This is a genomic window from Calothrix anomala FACHB-343, assembly GCF_014696435.1.
In the GTDB taxonomy this organism is placed as follows: Bacteria; Cyanobacteriota; Cyanobacteriia; order Cyanobacteriales; family Nostocaceae; genus Aulosira; species Aulosira anomala_A.
Window position 1 is genome coordinate 29,976 of sequence record NZ_JACJQG010000062.1, and the last position, 18,787, is coordinate 48,762.

Annotated in this window: 9 protein-coding genes; 8 read left to right on the forward strand and 1 reads right to left on the reverse strand. The window is 39.5% G+C overall.

The genetic code is table 11. From position 1 onward, the window contains the following. Nucleotides 1–1,251 precede the first annotated feature (1,251 nt). From H6G08_RS27790 to H6G08_RS27825, 8 genes are all read left to right on the forward strand, one after another. A complete protein-coding gene (locus H6G08_RS27790; RefSeq protein WP_190548968.1) occupies nucleotides 1,252–2,376 on the forward strand; it encodes a phosphotransferase enzyme family protein in 1,125 nt (374 codons plus the stop codon). Further along, nucleotides 2,373–2,915 (forward strand): DOMON-like domain-containing protein, encoded by a 543-nt coding sequence (locus tag H6G08_RS27795; protein WP_190548971.1) that lies wholly within the window; start codon nucleotides 2,373–2,375, stop codon nucleotides 2,913–2,915. The genes H6G08_RS27790 and H6G08_RS27795 overlap by 4 nt, the downstream gene beginning before the upstream one ends. A 525-nt stretch (nucleotides 2,916–3,440) precedes the next feature. Next, complete coding sequence (locus tag H6G08_RS27800; protein WP_190548973.1) at nucleotides 3,441–6,551, forward strand: plasmid replication protein, CyRepA1 family; 3,111 nt, start codon at nucleotides 3,441–3,443, stop codon at nucleotides 6,549–6,551. A gap of 17 nt (nucleotides 6,552–6,568) precedes the next feature. Continuing rightward, a complete protein-coding gene (locus H6G08_RS27805; RefSeq protein WP_190548974.1) occupies nucleotides 6,569–6,724 on the forward strand; it encodes a hypothetical protein in 156 nt (51 codons plus the stop codon). A gap of 49 nt (nucleotides 6,725–6,773) precedes the next feature. After that, nucleotides 6,774–8,423 (forward strand): AAA-like domain-containing protein, encoded by a 1,650-nt coding sequence (locus H6G08_RS27810; protein WP_190548977.1) that lies wholly within the window; start codon nucleotides 6,774–6,776, stop codon nucleotides 8,421–8,423. Further along, nucleotides 8,423–11,929, forward strand: coding sequence for a WD40 domain-containing protein (locus tag H6G08_RS27815; RefSeq protein ID WP_190548979.1), 3,507 nt, complete (start codon nucleotides 8,423–8,425; stop codon nucleotides 11,927–11,929). Before H6G08_RS27810 ends, H6G08_RS27815 begins: the two co-directional genes overlap by 1 nt. Nucleotides 11,930–11,991: 62 nt before the next feature. Then, nucleotides 11,992–13,557: a hypothetical protein gene (locus H6G08_RS27820; RefSeq protein ID WP_190548981.1), complete on the forward strand. Its 1,566-nt coding sequence runs from the start codon at nucleotides 11,992–11,994 to the stop codon at nucleotides 13,555–13,557. A gap of 53 nt (nucleotides 13,558–13,610) precedes the next feature. Beyond that, nucleotides 13,611–14,453: a C1 family peptidase gene (locus H6G08_RS27825; RefSeq protein ID WP_199322772.1), complete on the forward strand. Its 843-nt coding sequence runs from the start codon at nucleotides 13,611–13,613 to the stop codon at nucleotides 14,451–14,453. Between the two features lie 296 nt (nucleotides 14,454–14,749). Here the strand turns inward: H6G08_RS27825 and H6G08_RS27830 are convergent, their stop codons facing one another. After that, entirely contained in the window at nucleotides 14,750–18,664 is a 3,915-nt protein-coding gene (locus H6G08_RS27830) for a PAS domain-containing protein (protein WP_190548990.1), read from the reverse strand. Nucleotides 18,665–18,787 lie beyond the last annotated feature (123 nt).

Sequence of the window (18,787 nt, forward strand, 5' to 3'; positions counted from 1 at the left end):
ATCAAAGCCTCATTAACCAGTATCAAAGACTCGTTAACCAGTATCAAAGACTCGTTCGCGAGCAAAAAAGCCTCATTAACCAGTATCAAAGACTCGTTAACCAGTATTAAAGACTCGTTCGCGAGTAAAAAAGACTCGTTAACCAGTATCAAAGACTCGTTCGCGAGTAAAAAAGCCTCATTAACCAGTATCAAAGACTCGTTCGCGAGTAAAAAAGACTCGTGAATGAGAATTGATAGCGGTTCTCACTTGGATTAAATACAAAATTATATCATCGCCTGTAGGGGCATCGGCACTGCCGTGCCCTCAAGATTTTATTGGACTCAACCGAAAACCGCTATATACAGGCGATCGCACAATTTTGGCTAACTTCCTAGTCAACACACAGCTTACTTCCCAAACTACGACTGAAAGCCTAACGTACAAGAAAAGCGATCGCATTACATAACTCGGTTCTCAATGAAATCTCACTGCGATGCTTAAATTTAACAGAAATCACTCGTTACTTGTAACAAATCAGTAACAAATTTGACTTAATTAGCTCAAAAATTTTATATTAAAAATAGTTTGTGTCGCTCATCGACACCACTCACCAGAACCTTGAAAACCGCATAACTTCGTTGACTGGTGTCGATTGCTTGCACAGCCAAGTTTCCAGGCTGTGAAATGCCTAAATTATTGATAATTTCTGTAGCTTATTGACATTATAAAAAGTGGTGTCGATTGGGGGGTCTACAACTCTCTCCCCGCAAGGCTTCCAGAAGTGAACTCTTTACACTTACCTCGCCCCGCAAGGGGATGGAAACTTCTGTAGGTTGATTGGTTTGAAGAACTGCGTCTGACTTTACACTTACCTCGCCCCGAAAGGGAATGGAAACAAAATAATGCCTGTGGTTGTTCCTCCGTAGATTAGACTTTACACTTACCTCGCCCCGAAAGGGGATGGAAACAAATGTAATCAAACGGAATTAAAGTGCTTTGCTTTACACTTACCTGGCCCCGCAAGGGGATGAAACGAAAGGGAGGAGGGCACGGCAATGCCGATGCCCCTACCTTTCGCCCCGCAAGGGGATAAGAGCAAAAAAGAACCCCTTGTGGGGATGAAAGATAATTGAAAATTAGAGCGATCGCACCAAAGCTGGTTGATTGTTGAAGAGTTGACTTTTAAACATATCGCAAAAGTCTAACAATAAGCTACCATATCCCCTAATTCCTGTTGGGTCTTTAAGTGGGGAGTCGTAAAAGTTCAGTATGAGTACAATCGAAGATATCAAAACTCAAAGCGCCAATCACCTACAAGCGATCGCCGAACAATTTACAATTCAAGGTAAAGTTAGAGATATTCAAGCTTTTGGCAGTGGTAATATTAATGACACTTTTTTAGTTACTCTAGATGGGGAAACTGAACAAAATTTTGTATTGCAACGCATTAATACACAAGTATTCCGTCAGCCGGAATTGATTATGCATAATATGTGTACTTTCACTGAGCATATTCGCCAAGGGCTACAAAAACAACCCCTAAATCGACGCTGGGAAGTACCGCGAGTACTGTTTACCCAGGATGGAAAAGATAACTGGAAAGATGCTAACGGTGCATTTTGGCGGGCGATTAGTTTTATTAGTAATTCCCAGTCATTTGATACAATGAGCGATCGCGCTCAAGCTGGCGAAGTTGGTTATGCTTTGGGGATGTTCCACAATTTAATCAGCGATTTACCACCAGAAAAACTTGCTGATACCTTAGAAGGGTTTCACATTACGCCGCGTTATTTGGAACAATATCACAAAGTTCTGGCAACTACATCTGTAGAGAAAACAGCAGAGGTAAATTATTGCTTGCAATTTGTGAGCGATCGCCAAAATTTTGTGCATACTTTAGAAGATGCCAAAGCTACAGGTAAATTACCTCTGCGTTTGATGCATGGCGATCCCAAAATTAATAACGTGATGTTTGATACTGTGACTGGTTTAGCTGTCAGTGTAATTGACTTAGATACCGTTAAACCTGGTTTAGTACATTACGATATTGGCGATTGTTTGCGTTCTGGTTGCAATCCATCGGGTGAAGAAACAGCAGATTGGCAAAATGTTGTGTTTGATACTGATATTTGTCAAGGGATATTGCAAGGATATCTGTCTGTCGCTAAAGCGTTTCTCACCGAAAATGATTATGTATATATGTATGATGCGATTCGGTTAATAGCTTTTGAATTAGGGTTAAGATTTTTTACAGATCATTTAGCAGGGAATGTCTATTTTAAAGTTAAACATCCAGAACATAACTTAGCTAGAGCGCTAGTACAATTTGCCTTAACCAAAAGCATTGAAATTCAGGAAAGTCAAATTCGCGCCATAATTCAGGATGTAAAATGAGCAATCAATCATTTTCTCTGCAACCTTTCCCCGGTACTGGGCAATTACTTAATATAGAAATTGCCGCTAAAATTGCTCGCAATAGTAATAAATTGGCGATTGAATATACTTTAGTTGGTAATATCAAAGAAATTGCCATCAGTTCACCATCACCAACACCATCGCGCAAGCATCAACTGTGGGAAGATACTTGCTTTGAGTTTTTCTTAGGAATGCAGAATTCTCCAGGTTATTGGGAATTTAATCTTTCCCCATCTGGTGATTGGAATGTTTACCGCTTTGATAATTATCGTCAAGGAATGCAAGAGGAAACAGCTTTTTCTGCATTGCCGTTTATTGTGCAACAGCAAGGAGATAGTTTACAACTGACTCTAGAATTCGATTTAGATAAAATTCTTCCTTTAGAACAAGCTTTAGAAGTTGCGATTACCACGGTGATTAAAAGCAGAAATGGTGAAGTAACTTATTGGGCGTTGATTCATCAAGGTGCTGAGGCTGACTTTCACCGCAGAGATAGTTTTATAGCGGTTGACTGTTGACTGTTGACTGTTGACAGAGTTGAAAGCCTTGTATTGTCAGTAGATGTAGGTTGGGTTGAGGAACTTCAACACCTTGCAGATGTTGGGTTTCACTTCGTTCTACCCAACCTACACATCTGGATTCTTAGTTTTGAATTTTGAATTTTGAATTTTGAATTGTTAGTAACCTCAACTTCTCTATATTTTCAGTAACTTTTGTTACTTTTACCGCAAAAGTCGTGAATAACAGCTATATGTTGCGGTTTCCTGCACCTTGACAACGATTTGGTTTTGTTATTTGATGCGATCGCATTCCTTAATATAGGATTCTACTGATAATTAAAAATTAATCGCGAATATTTATCACAATACAAACTTATTACCGAACCAAGACAAGAGAAAAAATCGCTGACTTGAGCTTGTACCGATGTATCTGATAATTCAGTGTATAAAAAGCAGCGACAAACCCTCATAAAAACCATGATATAAAATCAAGAGAGGCATGATAAGTTTTAAATCCATCGTCCTCCCTTAGAGCTTTGCCTTATGCATCTGCACTATTTACACCCGCAACACCTTGAGGAATTAGTCAATAGCAGTGGCATAAATTTACACCTTGCGAAGCTCAATTTTTTGTCGCTGGAAGGCATCAACGCCTATGAATATCTGTTAATTTCCGAGTTACTTCCCCGCACCAATAGCGGTATGGTGAAAAATGCCTGGTTGCAGCGTTACGCCCACATTACAGCAGGTGGTTGGTGGTGTTCGGGACTCGATCCCCTCACCGATTGGCAGACAATGGAATGGGGATGTTTTAAGCCTAACCAACCGCGTCTAAATCAAAATGGTAAGGCGATTAAATACGAACATCCACCCAGCACCGCAACGCGGGTATTTTGTCTGCGAGTGACATTAGAAATTTGGCAGCAAGTCGCCCAGCGTTATCATCTGTCTTTGCCTGACAATATTACGATTGCCGCGCATGGCGAAGCTGTAGGTTTTTGGCAATGGGTGATGGAACAGAAATTACCTGTGATTATTTGCGAAGGTGCAAAGAAAGCCGCCACACTCTTAACTCAAGGATACGCTGCGATCGCAATTCCGGGAATAACTAGCGGCTATCGCGTCGTTAAAGATAACTTTGGTAAAGTTACCCGTCGTCAGCTAATACCCGACTTAGGAATTTTCGCCCTCAAACAACGCACCTTTTATATATGCTTTGATTTTGAAACCAAACCTAAAACCATCGCTGCAGTTAATAACGCCATTTCTCAACTCGGTTTTTTATTACAAGAAAAAAACTGTCCTGTAAAAGTTATCGAATTACCAGGAATGGAAAAAGGTGTTGATGAATTTATCGTAGCTAAAGGTGCAAGTAGTTTCGATAAAGTTTATCGCCAAAGCGTTGATTTAGAAGTTTATCTCGCTCAAACAAAGCCCCATACCGAATTAACGATTCCGGCTGCAATCACCGTTAATTGTCCTTATTTAGGCGAAATTCCGTTCCCCACATCGGGATTAGTAGGAGTAAAATCAGCCAAAGGTACAGGTAAAACCACAGGTTTAAAATCTCTAGTTCATCGTGCCAAAAGTAAAAATCAACCTGTTTTATTAATCACCCACCGCATCCAATTAGGACGCTTTCTCTGTGAAAAAGTCGGCATCAACTGGGGCATCAATTACACAGAACGCAAACCAGAAAACCCCCCTCAATGCCCAATGCCCAAATCTTTTGGTTTATGCATAGATTCCATTTGGAAACTCAACCCGGAAGATTGGCAAGGTGCAATAGTAATTTTAGATGAAGTTGAGCAATCTTTATGGCACTTACTCAACAGCAATACTTGTAAACAAAAGCGCGTTAAAATTCTCAAAATATTTCAACAATTAATCGCCACAGTATTTAGAACAGGCGGCTTAGTTATCGCTCAAGATGCCGATTTATCTGATGTTTCTCTAGAATATTTACAAGGATTGTCCGAAAATAAATTAACACCTTGGATATTATTAAATCAATGGCAACCTCAACGGGGATGGGATGTGACATTTTACGATTCTCCCAACCCTACACCCTTAATTCATCAATTAGAATTAGATTTAATTGCTGGGCGAAAATGTTACGTTACCACTGATAGCAGAACTGGACGTTACAGTTGTGAAACTATCGAACGTTATTTAAAAGAAAGGTTAGAAAAACTTCGGCGACAATTTCCAAAAACTTTAGTCGTCAGCAGCCAAACTACAAATACACCAGGACACCCAGCAGTTGATTTTGTCGCCGCAATTAATCAAAAAATTCCCGAATATGATACCGTATTTGTTACCCCGACAATCGGTACAGGAATTAGTATTGATGTGCAACATTTTGATCGAGTTTATGGCATTTTTCAAGGCGTAATTCCTGATTCAGATGCGCGACAAGCCTTAGCTAGAGTTAGAGATGATGTCCCCCGTGTAGTGTGGTGCGCTAAACGAGGTATTGGCTTAATTGGTAGCGGTAGCACCAATTATCGCTTGCTTTCCTATTGGTATCAGGAGAATCAAAAAGATAATTTAGCTTTGCTCAGTCCCCTACATAAAATCGATGTAGATTTACCCTTAGTTTACGATCCAATTCATTTACGCACCTGGGCGAAATTATCTGCTAGGGTAAATGCTTCCATCCGTCTTTATCGCCAATCTTTACAAGAAGGCTTAATTGCTGATGGACACCAAATTAGACCTAGAAGCAACGCCGTACATAATAATATTATTCGCGATTTACGCCTAGCATTTTTAGCCACAGATCCGCAAGATTTAGCAAATCGCAAACGCTTAATTTTAGAAATTGTCAAAGTTCAAAAAGATTGGACAGAGAAACGCATTAAAGCGAAAGAAATTAAACGTAAAATTCGTGAAATTAAGCAACAAAATCAATTATTAGCTGCTAATGCTGTCGCCAAAGCCAGAGATATTGATTATGTAGAATATGAGCAGTTATTAGCGAAGCATTCTTTAACCGATGATGAGCGTAACGCTATGCAGAAATATATACTGCGTCAGCGTTATGGTATGCAGGTAACGCCAGAATTAAAATTGCAGGATGATAAAGGCTATTATGGACAACTGTTAACGCACTATTATTTAACCCACGAAAGCGAGTATTTTCACATTCGCGATCGCCAGGAGTGGCATCAACAATTATACTGGGGAGAAGGGCAGGTGTTTCTCCCAGATATCAAGACTTATACCCTCAAAGTTGAGGCGATGAGAGCCTTAGGGATGGTAGATTTTCTCGCAGCTACCAAAGAATTTACCGAAAACGATCCAGAATTGATTGTGCTGAAGAATTTAGCGAGTCAAAATAGTAAACATATTAAAAGAGTACTGGGGATTAATTTGGGTAGCAATACAGAAAATATCTCCGCAATTAAAATTCTCAGTCGTCTGTTAAGTTTGTTGGGGTTAAAGCTGAAGCGAGTCGATACAGGATATCAAATTCATATAGAAACTCTGGATGATGGTAGAGATAAAATATTTGCAGTTTGGCATCACAGAGATGAGTTAATGTTGACTCATTTGCGCAATACGCGAGAGGAAACGAGTCAGAGCAATTCGCAATTTACTAGTTTACATCCGGCAAAAATTTCCTCAGTTGCATCGGTTGACGTATGTTAGGGAATTAGGATTAATTGATGGTGCGTTGCGCTTTGCGACAACGCACCCTACGCGATCGCAGTCCTACAATCCCATTGTCACGCCATACAATCAAATTGCAACGTGATGCGATCGCTCTACATTTTGGCTTGACAACAAAAATTTACATAGCACAATTCAGTAATTTACCTTAACTGCGTGTAGACTTCATCTAGGTAAGAATCCGGCTTTAAATGGTTGAAAGTGAAAAGAATCCTGATTTTGTCCGCTAATCCGACGAACACAAACAAGCTACGCCTGGATGAAGAAGTGCGGGAAATTCAGGCTGGGTTGGAACGTGCTAAAAGTCGAGATAAGTTTGAAATTATCACTAAATGGGCCGTGCGGACTGATGATTTACGGCGGGGATTATTAGATTATGAACCGCAAATCGTCCACTTTTCTGGGCATGGCGCAGGTAGTGAAGGGTTAGCTTTAGAAAATAGTACTGGACAAATGCAACTAGTGAGTACAGCATCACTAGCGCGGCTGTTTAAATTATTTCAAGATAAAGTTGAATGTGTATTGTTAAATGCCTGTTATAGTGAAGCCCAAGCTGAAGCGATTTATCAATATATTGACTGTGTAGTCGGCATGAATCAGCAAATTGGTGATAGAGCTGCAATAGAATTTGCTGTTGGCTTTTATGATGCTCTTGGTGCTAATAGAACCTATGAAGATGCTTATGAATTCGGCTGTAGTGCGATTGATTTAGAAGGAATTCCCGAATCTTCTACCCCAGTACTCAAAAGTAGAAATCATCCCAGCCAAGCTGTTTCTCCAGAACCACTCCCGCCAACCCCAATCAAAAATACTCCAGTCATCGCCACAATTAATCTTGAAGATCCCGAAGGACAAGTACCACTAGAATCGGCTTTTTATGTGGAACGTCCCCCGATTGAAGCCGACGCTTACGAAACGATTCTTAAACCAGGTGCTTTAATTCGTGTCAAAGCTCCCCGACAGATGGGAAAAACTTCTTTAATGACGCGAATTTTACACCATGCAAAACAACAAAGTTATCAAATTGCAGCTTTAAACTTTCAGTCAGCCGATGCAGAATTTCTCAGCAATTTAGACAAATTTTTGCAATGGTTTTGTGCCAGCATTACCTACGAACTCAATTTACCAGATAAATTAGAAGATTCGTGGAAAGGACTTCTTGGTAGTAAAAATAAATGTACAAATTACTTTCAACGCTATTTGTTAGCTGAAATTAAAACCCCCATCGCTTTAGGATTAGATGAGGTTGATGAAGTTTTTAAACATCCCGAAATTGCTGATGGCTTTTTTGGTTTGTTGCGTTTTTGGCACGAACGAGCTAAGAATGAACCAATTTGGCAAAAGCTCAGATTAATCATTGTCCATTCTAAAGAAGTATACATTCCCCTGAATATTAATCAGTCGCCTTTTAATGTAGGATTGCCAATTGAGTTACCAGAATTAAATCAAGCGCAGGTACAAGACTTAATACTGCGTCATCAACTCGATTGGAATACACAAGAAATAGAGCAGTTAATGTTACTAGTAGGCGGACATCCTTATTTAGTGCGAGTGGCGCTGTATCAAATTGCCCGCAGCCGCTTGACTTTAGCCAAGCTGCAACAAGTTGCATCAATGGAAGAAGGCCCTTACTGCGACCATTTACGCCGTCATTTGCTAAATTTACAAGAGGACGAAGATTTACTGAATGCCATTATAAAAGTAGTCACATCAAACACAGCAGTCGATGTCGGCACAACGGAAGCCTTCAAACTCAGAAGTATGGGTTTAGTCAAATTTCAGGGGAATAAAGTCATACCGTTGTGCGATTTGTACCGTCAGTATTTTGGCGATCGCTTGGGAGTTAAATAATGACTGTAGAACCGCGCCCAAGCTACGAATATCAAGTAGGCGGGAGTTTACCCGTTAATGCGCCAACTTATGTGTGGCGACAAGCCGATAGGGAATTTTATGACAGCTTAAAGCGCGGTGACTTTTGTTACGTCCTTAACTCCCGACAGATGGGTAAATCTAGCTTGCGAGTGCAAACAATGCAACGGTTGCAAAGAGAAGGTTTTGCCTGTGCAGACATTGATATCACAGCCATTGGCACAGCAGATATTACCCCAACGGAGTGGTATGCTGGGGTGATTGATACTCTAGTAGGCAGGTTTAATCTTTATCATAAGTTTGATTTAGAAACCTGGTGGAATGAAAACAGTTTGCTGTCACCAGTGCAGCATTTCAGCAAGTTTATTGAGACGGTACTGTTAAAAGAAAAAACTGAAAATATTGTCATCTTTATCGATGAAATTGATAGTATTCTTAGTATTAAATTCCCATTAGATGACTTTTTTGCAGTCATTCGTGAATGCTACAATCGACGTTCTGACCACAAAGAATATCATCGCCTCACGTTTGCTTTAATTGGCGTATCTACACCTACAGATTTAATTAGCGATAAAGGGCGAACACCGTTTAATATTGGGCGAGCAATTGATTTAACAGGCTTTCAACTAGAAGAGGCGCAACCGCTAGCACAGGGACTAGAAGCTGTAGGCGATCGCACAAAATTAATGACAGCCATATTAGACTGGACAGGGGGACAACCATTCCTTACTCAAAAAGTATGTAAATTGGTGTTGAATGCTGGGCAAGAACAGGAAACAAAAGCAGACGCCAACATAGCACAATGGGTAGAAGAGTTAGTGCGATCGCAGATTATCACCAACTGGGAAGCCCATGACGAGCCAACCCATTTAAAAACAATCCGCGATCGCATTTTACGCAGTCAACATGGTAGCGGTAGATTATTAGGATTGTGTCAGCAAATTTTACAGCAAGGTGAAGTCATAACCGATGAAAGTCCAGAACAGGTTGAACTGCGGCTAACAGGATTGGTGGTGAAGCGCGATGGTAAATTGCGAATTTATAACCGACTATATGCAGAAGTATTTAATAAAGAATGGTGTGATGGAGAACTAGCAAAAATTCGTCCATACACCAAAGAATTAAATGATTGGGTAGCTAGCGAACGTCAAGATGAGTCACGCTTATTGCGAGGAAAAGCACTAGAAGATGCTCAAACTTGGGCTAAAGGTAAAAGTTTAAGCGATTTAGATTACCAATTTTTAGCAGCTAGCCAAGAATTAGAAAACCGTGAAATTCAGAAACTATTGGATGTACAAACAGCAAAAGCTGCTGCTGCTAAAGCAGAAATAGAAGCATCACAAGCCATACAACAAGCTAAACAAAAGATTGAAGAACAAAAGCGAAAAACTAGAGATGCAGTTTTGATTACATCTTTAGGTTTCCTTACAATAATTACCATATTTGCTGGACTTAAGTGGAGAGAAGCAGAAGCAGGACAGATCCAAAAACTTACAGCATTCTCAAGTTTTAAATACACCATAAATCGAAATACTTTTGATGCTTTAATAGATGCTTTGAGAGCAGCAAAACAACTAAAGCAATCTATGTGGTATGGAAACGATCTTGAACTGCAAGCTCAAGTAATGGAAGCACTTGGTAGTGCAGTTTACAGTGTCAGGGAGAGCGATCGCTTAGAAGGACATCAAAACTTTGTGATGCAGGCTACATTTAGTCCTGATGGTAAAACAATTGCGACTGCTAGCTACGATAATACTGCTAAACTCTGGAACTCAGATGGCAAACAAACCTCAAATTTGCAGCATAATGACTCAGTTACCGATGTCAGCTTCAGCCCTGATAATCAAATAATTGCTACTCCTAGTCTAGATGGAACAGTAAAACTCTGGAATCAACAAGGTAAATTACTTAGAAATCTTACAGCACATAAAGATAAAGTTTGGAGTGTAAGATTTAGCCCCGATGGCAAAACAATTGCTACAGCCAGTGAAGACAACACAGTTAAACTTTGGTCATTAGATGGTAAACTCATCAAGACTTTAAATGGTCATACTATAGCAGTATACAAAGTAGCTTTTAGTCGTGATGGCAAAATAGCTACTGCTAGTGAAGACAACACAGTCAAACTCTGGGATACTCAGGGTAATTTAATTAATACCTTAAAAGGACACACAGATGCTGTGTTGAGTGTAAATTTTAGCCCTGATGGTCAAACTCTTGCCTCTGCTAGTAAAGATAAAACAGTTATCCTTTGGGATGTTAAAAAAAGTAAGCAAGTCACATCACCTTTAATACATACTGATATAGTTAGAGATGTTATTTTTAGCCCTGATGGTCAAATAATTGCAACTGCTAGTGATGATAATGTTGTGAAACTTTGGCGGAATCAAGATTATTTACTACTAGAAACTTTGAATGGACATCAAGGTTCAGTCAATAGTGTAAGTTTTAACCCCCAGGGCAATATACTTGCATCTAGTAGTGTTGACAAAACAGTCAAACTTTGGCGGATAAATGATTTGCTAACTACTTTGAAAGGACATAGTGAAGGAATTTATAGTGTTGATATTAGCCCCAAAGGCAACATGATTGCAACTGCTGGCAGTGACAATACAGTGAAATTGTGGAACTTGCAGGGGAAGCAACTCAAGACGCTTCAAGGACATACTCAATCTATTGGTAGTCTTAATTTCAGCCCAGATGGGGAGTTAATTGTTAGTGGTAGTAATGACAAAACTGTTAGGCGATGGAATTTACAAGGACAACAAATTAAACCACATCTTACAGGGCATAGCAGAGTTATCACTAGCGTTGCTTGGAGTCCAAATAATAATATAATTGCTTCCGCCAGTCTTGACAGTACTGTTAAACTTTGGAGTCGCAAAGGAGAATTTATAAAGAATCTAGAAAATAATGATGAACAAACTGGTAGTCTGAGTTTTAGCCCAAATGGTAAAATCATTGCTGCTGCGAGTCGATATACGGGAAGAGTACAACTCTGGGACAGTGATGGAAATTCCTTGCGTAATTGGCAGGCTCACAATACTTCAATTTATAACATTCGTTTTAGTCCTAATAGTAAATTTATCGCTACTGCCAGTGAAGATAACACTGTGAAATTATGGAATTTGGATGGTAGTTACATAAATTCTTTGAAAGGGCATACTGCCGGAATTTGGGGATTGGATTTTAGCCCTGATGGTCGAATGATTGCGACTGCTAGTGATGATAAGACAGTAAAAATTTGGTCAGATAGAAGTGTATTAATTATGACTCTTAATGCTCATCTTGATAGTGTTAATTCACTCAAATTTAGCCCTGATAGTAAAATACTTGCTACTGCTAGTTCAGATAAAACAGCAATGTTATGGCATATAGAAAACTTAAATCTGGATACATTTATGGTGCGTGGATGCAATTGGTTAAGCGACTATTTAAAGAATAATCGTAATGCGCCTAATGATATTTGTAACGAAATCAAGAGGTAAAAATTACTGGTCTTATATACTCTAAATAATTTGACAATTGCAAAAAATATTAAAAGGAAATTATGGAAAATAGCCGTAACCAACAAGAAAAAAAGGATTGGAGTAAAAAAGGATTGGGCTGGTTACCAGATTATCCAGACCTCCGTGATTATAACTTAGGCAATGAAGAAGGTATCAAAAATAACCTCATCAAAATAGAAGAAAGAACTAATAATTTTGAACAATCTGTAAACAATTTAATTGATGTGATTTCAAAAATTGCCGACAAAATCGGAGATGATTTATCAATAAAAAATACTGTAGAAGAATTAAGAACCCAAATATTTGGTAATGTCAGATTTGCCAAGGTAAAAGTTTATAAGATACTAAGATATATATCTGAAAACACAGATAGAACAGATGATCTACCTCCAGCTAATCCAATTCCATATGAAAGTGTACTTTCCAAGCAAATACTAGACTTAAAGCAGTATCTTTTTTTAATTGAATCATCAATGTGTGCTAAGAAGGGACAAGATTTTAATTGGGATATTTCAGAAAGTCTGGATTGGATGAGAAATTCAGAGTACGATGAACGCACTAAATCATTGGTACAGAAGTTACAAGTTTGTTCTAAAATTCAGGATGATGGAATAGTAGGAATTGAAACTTATAATGCTTTAAATGAATATTTTTATAAGGAAAATGATAGTAAAAATAAGAAGATTTTAGAATCTCAAAATGATAGAGGAAATCAAAGTATTATATCTGCAAAATCGTCATCAGAGGTTAATTTTGTTGCTATTAGTTCATTGATAACAATCAAAGAATTTAAAATCATCCTAAAAATTCTAAAAAACAAAGTCATAGAGCAAATAGACAACGAATTTCACAACGAATTTCCAAAAGATAAAAATAATGATTTTGACAGTCTAACTCCTCAAAATAAAAAGGAGCGAGTCAATACTTTTGTAGAGAAGTTCTTTGAATATAGCTTTCTAGAAGCTATTGAAATTAGTATTAAGTTAGAATTTCAAAATCTATTTAAATTAACACAAGACGATTTTAATCAAATTACACAAAATAATGAGTTGAAAAATTTAATTATAAAAATAGTAGAAGAAATTAATAATATAGTAAAAGAAATTAATAATACTTCTTCTCCATCTAGCAAGATTTTAGAAGCATTACAAAACTCATCTGTAACTAGGCCAATATTTTCAGTGATAACGCGAACTTTTTCTCCTTTATCCCAATACAGCAATCAGACTTGGGAGGAAATGATAACAAAAGGCTTTAATAATCTGGATAAACCTGCTGATTTAAATCCAGAACCAGGATATTCTCAAGAAAAATTAATCAGCACTGCGATTAGTCAAGTTACATCTCTTCTTCAAAAAGAAATTGAAAAAAATAAAGCTAATACAAGTGCCCTATTTATATGTTTCTTACTGAAAAAATATCTAAATAGATTAAAAGAAAAGCATATGAAAGATGTCAAAATTGATATTAAAAAAATGAGTATAAAAGTAATATTTTTGATAATCAAGAAGTATTTAAAATTGAGCAATTTCTTGGCTATGATAATAATATTGAACAGTCAAAAGAGACTGAAACAAACAAGCCGAAAGATTTATTTACATCTCTAAATTTACATATTCCTATAATAATTAATAACAGTTATTTAAATAATTCAAGAACATTGAATAAAGAAGAGGAATCATTAGAAACCCTGTTTTTTTATCTTCCTGCTGTAATAGATTTGAGCTTTTGGTTTTCTCCAGTGAGAGATCAAGGTTCACTGAAATCTTGCACAGCATTTGCTGCGATCGCACTGTTAGAATATTTTCAAAATAGAAATTTTGGCAAGTCAACAGATGCTTCTCCCCTATTCCTCTATAAGGCTGCCCGTAATAAAATGAATCTGGAAGGAGATCTTGGAGTTTCTATTAGAGAAACAATGAAAGTACTAGCACTATTTGGTGTGCCTCCTGAACAATCTTGGCCTTATGAAGAAGATAAAGTAAATGAAGAGCCACCGCCTTATTGTTATGCCTATGCTCAAAACTACAAAACTCTCAAATACTTTCTTCTAGATTATGCTGGCATTACTACAGAGAGTCTCTTGTTTCAGATTAAAGCAGTGTTAGCAGCAGGGTTTCCTTGTATTTTTGGGTTAACGCTTTATAGTTCTGCATACGAAGAAACTAATTCTAAAACAGGTCATATTCCATATCCAGACCCCGATAAGGATAAGGTGGTTGGTGGACATACTGCCGTTGTTGTTGGATATGATGATTTCAAATTTATTCGCTGTGCCGATCGCAAGCACTATTCAAAAGGTGCATTCTTGATCAGAAATTCTTGGGGTACTGAATGGGGAGTAAACGGTTATGGATGGCTTCCCTATGACTATGTTTTAGCTGGACTCACATCTGCTTGGTGGTCTTTACTTAAAGCAGAGTGGTTTGATGAAAGTAACTTTGGTTCAGCTAGAACAGGTGGTGAGGTCGCAGATGATGATACAAAAGGCGGTGGTAAGTAGGGAGGCACAATTATTTGTAAGATGCGATAGTATCTTCACAAAGCCTTAAACCCTTTAAAAGCATGGGTTACGCTACGTTAACTCATCTTAGGTTTAATTCAAGCCACCTACTTAGCTAAGGAGATAGTAAGCTAAAACATATCTAATTTGTAGATTCAATTTTATCAGTCTCTTGTGAGGTAGGCATTTTGCCTGCCCAAATCATGCAGCTTAAATGCAGATTAACTTAGACCACGGCAAAGGCTAAGAAGTTATTGTCATTAAAATCGGGACAGAAGTCTCGACTACAAAATGCATTATTGCTCTCGCAGGAGTTGGGCGATCGCTAAAATTAATAAATCGGGATCGATGGGTTTGGATAAATGGCGCTGAAATCCGGCTGCTAGTGCTTGTTGCTGATTAATTTCCCCAGCGTAAGCAGTAAGTGCGATCGCCGGAATTGTACCACCTTTTTCTGCTTCTAGTTTCCGCACTTGTCGCATTAAGGTATAGCCATCTACCTCTGGCATACCGATATCACTCACGATAATATCTGGTTGAAATGATGCGATCGCTGTTAAAAATTCTCCACTAGATGCTACTGTCATCACTTCTGCGCCATACTCAGCTAATAAGAATTCGATGAAATCCCGGCTATCTGCTTCATCATCAATAGTTAATACCTTGATGCCTGTGAGATCCAGTATATCTGCGGGTAATTCCTCTGGGCGATCGCTCTCTGATTCTACATGCAATAAAGGCAATTTCACTGTAAATATAGCTCCATGCCCTTCCCCTAGACTATCGGCGCTGACTGTTCCCCCATGCGCTGCAATTAAGTGGCGGACAATCGCTAACCCTAACCCTAATCCACCATATTTGCGAGTAACGGAAACATCTTCTTGGCGGAAAGATTCAAAAATGTAGGGAAGAAATTCGGGATTAATCCCTTTACCAGTGTCAGCAACGGTAATCTGTGCTTGTTTACCTACCTTTTCTAGCCAAATGTCTACTCGCCCACCACTGGGGGTAAACTTGATGGCGTTAGACAGCAAATTCCAAATTATCTGCTGTAACCGCACTGCATCACCGGATACTTGCCCAATATTGGGTAATAGGGGATGAATCACAATGGATTTAGCAACAGCTGCGGTGCGCACTGTCTCAATTGCCGCTTCTATTACATAAGCTAAGTTTACAGGCTCGGCATTTAAACTGAGTTTACCGCGTAAAATCCGCGCAATGTCTAACAAATCGTCAATTAGTTGTGTCTGTAACTTGGCGTTCCGCTCAATTGTCGCTAAGGCTTCGGTTGTTTTGGCTTCATCCAGCTTGCCACTTTGCAGTAACTTTGTCCAACCTAAAATCGGGTTGAGGGGAGAACGCAACTCATGGGAAAGAACCGCTAAAAACTCATCTTTAATCCGGTTGGCTTTTTCGGCTTCATTTCGCGCCTCTTGTTCTAATTGTAAAATGCGATCGCGTTCTATCTCTAAGTTTTTATCATCCGTAATATCACGGGAAATACATAATATTTGTACTACTTGCCCGGCTGAATTGCGAATAGGCGTCAGTACCACATCCCACCATTTCGGCTTTCCTTTCGCCGTCGGACAATAGCCTTGAAATCTGCCTAATTCGCCCAGTTTCGCCATTGCTAGTGCATCTTCCGCAATGTTTCTAGCTTCCTCTGGCCAAAAACAGCACCATTCACTGTGGAGTAAGGGTGTAAAATCGTCAATTTCTAACAGACAAATCCCGCCGGGATTCATGTATAAGAGTTTGCCATCTAAGTCGAGGACTTTGATACAATCGCTACTACTCGCCAGCATCCGTTGTTTAAATTCTTCACTCTGGCGCAGTTCTTCTTCGGCTCGTTTGCGATCGCTAATATCCAAGTTGATCCCACTCAAACGCAAGGGTTCGCCATGACGATCAAAAGTAACGCGCCCTAAAGCCAATAGCCAACAAATACCCTTCTGTGGATGAACAATGCGGAATTCACTCTGATACTCCGGGAGTTTCTGCTCCACAACCTGCATAACTTCAGCATGAGTGCGTTCTTTGTCTTCTGGGTGCAGAGTATTATACCAATCTGCATATTCAACTTGAGCTTTGTTGGGATCAAGCCCATATAAATCATAATTTTCTGGCGACCAGTTGATTTGATTAGTTTGAATTTCCCAATCCCAAGAGCCAGCCTTAGCACCCGACAACGCCAGTCGCAGGAGTTGTTCGTTTTCTCGCAAAGCAGCTTCCGCAAGTTTGCGAGCTGTGATATCCATTGATAAGCCAATCATCCCCACCGGACGCTGATTTTCATCGCGCAGCAAGGATAGGGAAAGCAACACGGTAATGAGTTCGCCAGATTTGCGGGGTACAGTTACTTCTAATTCATGCTCGCCTTTGATTTTCAAGGGTGCGATTACCTGGGTTTCCAGAAAATCGAGCATTTCTGGTTGTCTATACATTAGCCGTAGATGTTGACCGATTGCTTCCTGGGCAGAATAGCCAAAAACTCTCTCTGCGCCTTGATTCCAACTGGTAATGTAACCATCGAGATCGGTGGAAATGACACTATCATGGGTTTGCGCCAGCACTTGTGCTTGTAATCTTATTTGCTCTTCAGCTTGCTTGCGGTCAGTAATATCCGTCAGCGTGCCAATATAGCCAGTAATGCTGCCATTGGGGTCAGTCTCAGGTAATACCTGACAGTAAAACCAGGTAATACTTCCATCGGGACGCAGACATCTGCCTTCTTGTTGATACATGCCTCCTGATGCTAATGCTTGCGCCCATGCGGTGACGATGCGATCGCGGTCTTGGGGGTGTAAGCTATCAATCCATCCCGACCCAAAAGCGGCTTCTTTTGGTCTGCCGCTAATTTCTGACCAGCGATCATTGACATATACGCAGTTATTATGGTTATCAAAGCGAAAAATCGCCACTGGAACTGCTTGGGCTAAATTTGCATAGCGGCGTTCGCTTTCACGCAGATTTTCTTCCGCCAATTTGCGAGCGTTGATGTCTTGAATATTACCTGTCATGCGCACGGCTTTGCCAGTTTCATCGTAGAATACCTTAGCTCTTGATGCTAACCAGCGATCGCTTTGAGGATGTAGCAGCCGAAACTCAGTATCATAATCTTGTTGTTGGTCGCGGATCAGCCGGGAAATATATTCATTGACTTTAATTCGGTCTTCCGGGTGTATTAATAGCAACCAATCTTCATAGCTAATTTCCCTTATGGCTGGGTCAATAGCAATTAGGCGACAAAATTCTTCGCCAATCCTGATTTTACCTGTGGTCAGATTCCAATCCCACAATCCTGAACTTGTGGCTTTTTGTGCCAATTTTAACCATGCGTTGGTTTGTTGCAATTCGGCTTCTGAACGTTTACGTTCAGTAATATCTAAATCTACACCCGCCATGCGTACAGGATTGCCTGTCTCGTCGTAAAAAACTTTACCTTGGCTGAGTGCCCAACGAATATCTCCATTAGGGTAAACTACCCGAAATTCAATATTGTAGTTTGCCCCTGTAGCGATCGCTGCATTGATGGCTTCAAGAACGCGATCGCGATCGTCTGGGTGTAATCTAGAAACAAACATGGTATATGAACCATCAAATTCCCCTGGTTTCAAGCCAAACAAAGCTTCTAAGTTACTAGACCATTGAATTTTACCTGTAGTGATATTCCAATCCCAAGTGCCCATGTGGGCAGCTTCGAGGGCTAATCGCAATCGTTCTTCATTTTCCTGTAAAATTTTCTCAGTACGTTTGCGCTCTGCTAGTTCATCTTGTACTTGCTGTAGTGCTTGTTGCAGTTGGTTGCGTAACTGAATATTTTCAATTGCTGCATTTACCGCCAAACACAATCCATCTGCAGTCATGCTGCCTTTAACTAAGTAATCTTGGGCACCTGCTTTAATTGCTTGCGCGGCGATCGCTTCATTTCCCTGCCCTGTAACTACAATTACAGGTAAAAATAATTGCCCCGTTATTGTTTGCAGTTGGCGGAGAAAATCTCTGCCATCTAAGTCTGGTAGGAAATAATCAAGCAACACAATATCAGGCTGATGTTGCTGCCATAGTTCCAAGCCTATACGCGCCAATTCTGCATGGACAAAGTTATAATTATATGTCCCATCTCGCCGTAAATATCGCAGATACAGCTCGCGGTCTTCTGGGCTATCATCAACAATCAACACAGTCCTTAGTTGCTGGTTCATGACTACTTTGGCAAATTTTGGGGTCAAAGAAGCGGAGAAAATCTCTCATGGTTAAATATCAGAAATTTCTCCCAAAAAACACACTTGATAGAAAATTTTACTTCTAGAGTCTTTACAGCATCA

Excerpts from the sequence above, each read along its gene's own strand:
- H6G08_RS27790 (WP_190548968.1), top strand. The coding sequence starts at position 1,252 with ATGAGTACAATCGAAGATATCAAAACTCAAAGCGCCAATCACCTACAA.
- H6G08_RS27795 (WP_190548971.1), top strand. The coding sequence starts at position 2,373 with ATGAGCAATCAATCATTTTCTCTGCAACCTTTCCCCGGTACTGGGCAA.
- H6G08_RS27800 (WP_190548973.1), top strand. The coding sequence starts at position 3,441 with ATGCATCTGCACTATTTACACCCGCAACACCTTGAGGAATTAGTCAAT.
- H6G08_RS27805 (WP_190548974.1), top strand. The coding sequence starts at position 6,569 with ATGGTGCGTTGCGCTTTGCGACAACGCACCCTACGCGATCGCAGTCCT.
- H6G08_RS27815 (WP_190548979.1), top strand. The coding sequence starts at position 8,423 with ATGACTGTAGAACCGCGCCCAAGCTACGAATATCAAGTAGGCGGGAGT.
- H6G08_RS27820 (WP_190548981.1), top strand. The coding sequence starts at position 11,992 with ATGGAAAATAGCCGTAACCAACAAGAAAAAAAGGATTGGAGTAAAAAA.
- H6G08_RS27830 (WP_190548990.1), bottom strand. The coding sequence starts at position 18,664 with ATGAACCAGCAACTAAGGACTGTGTTGATTGTTGATGATAGCCCAGAA.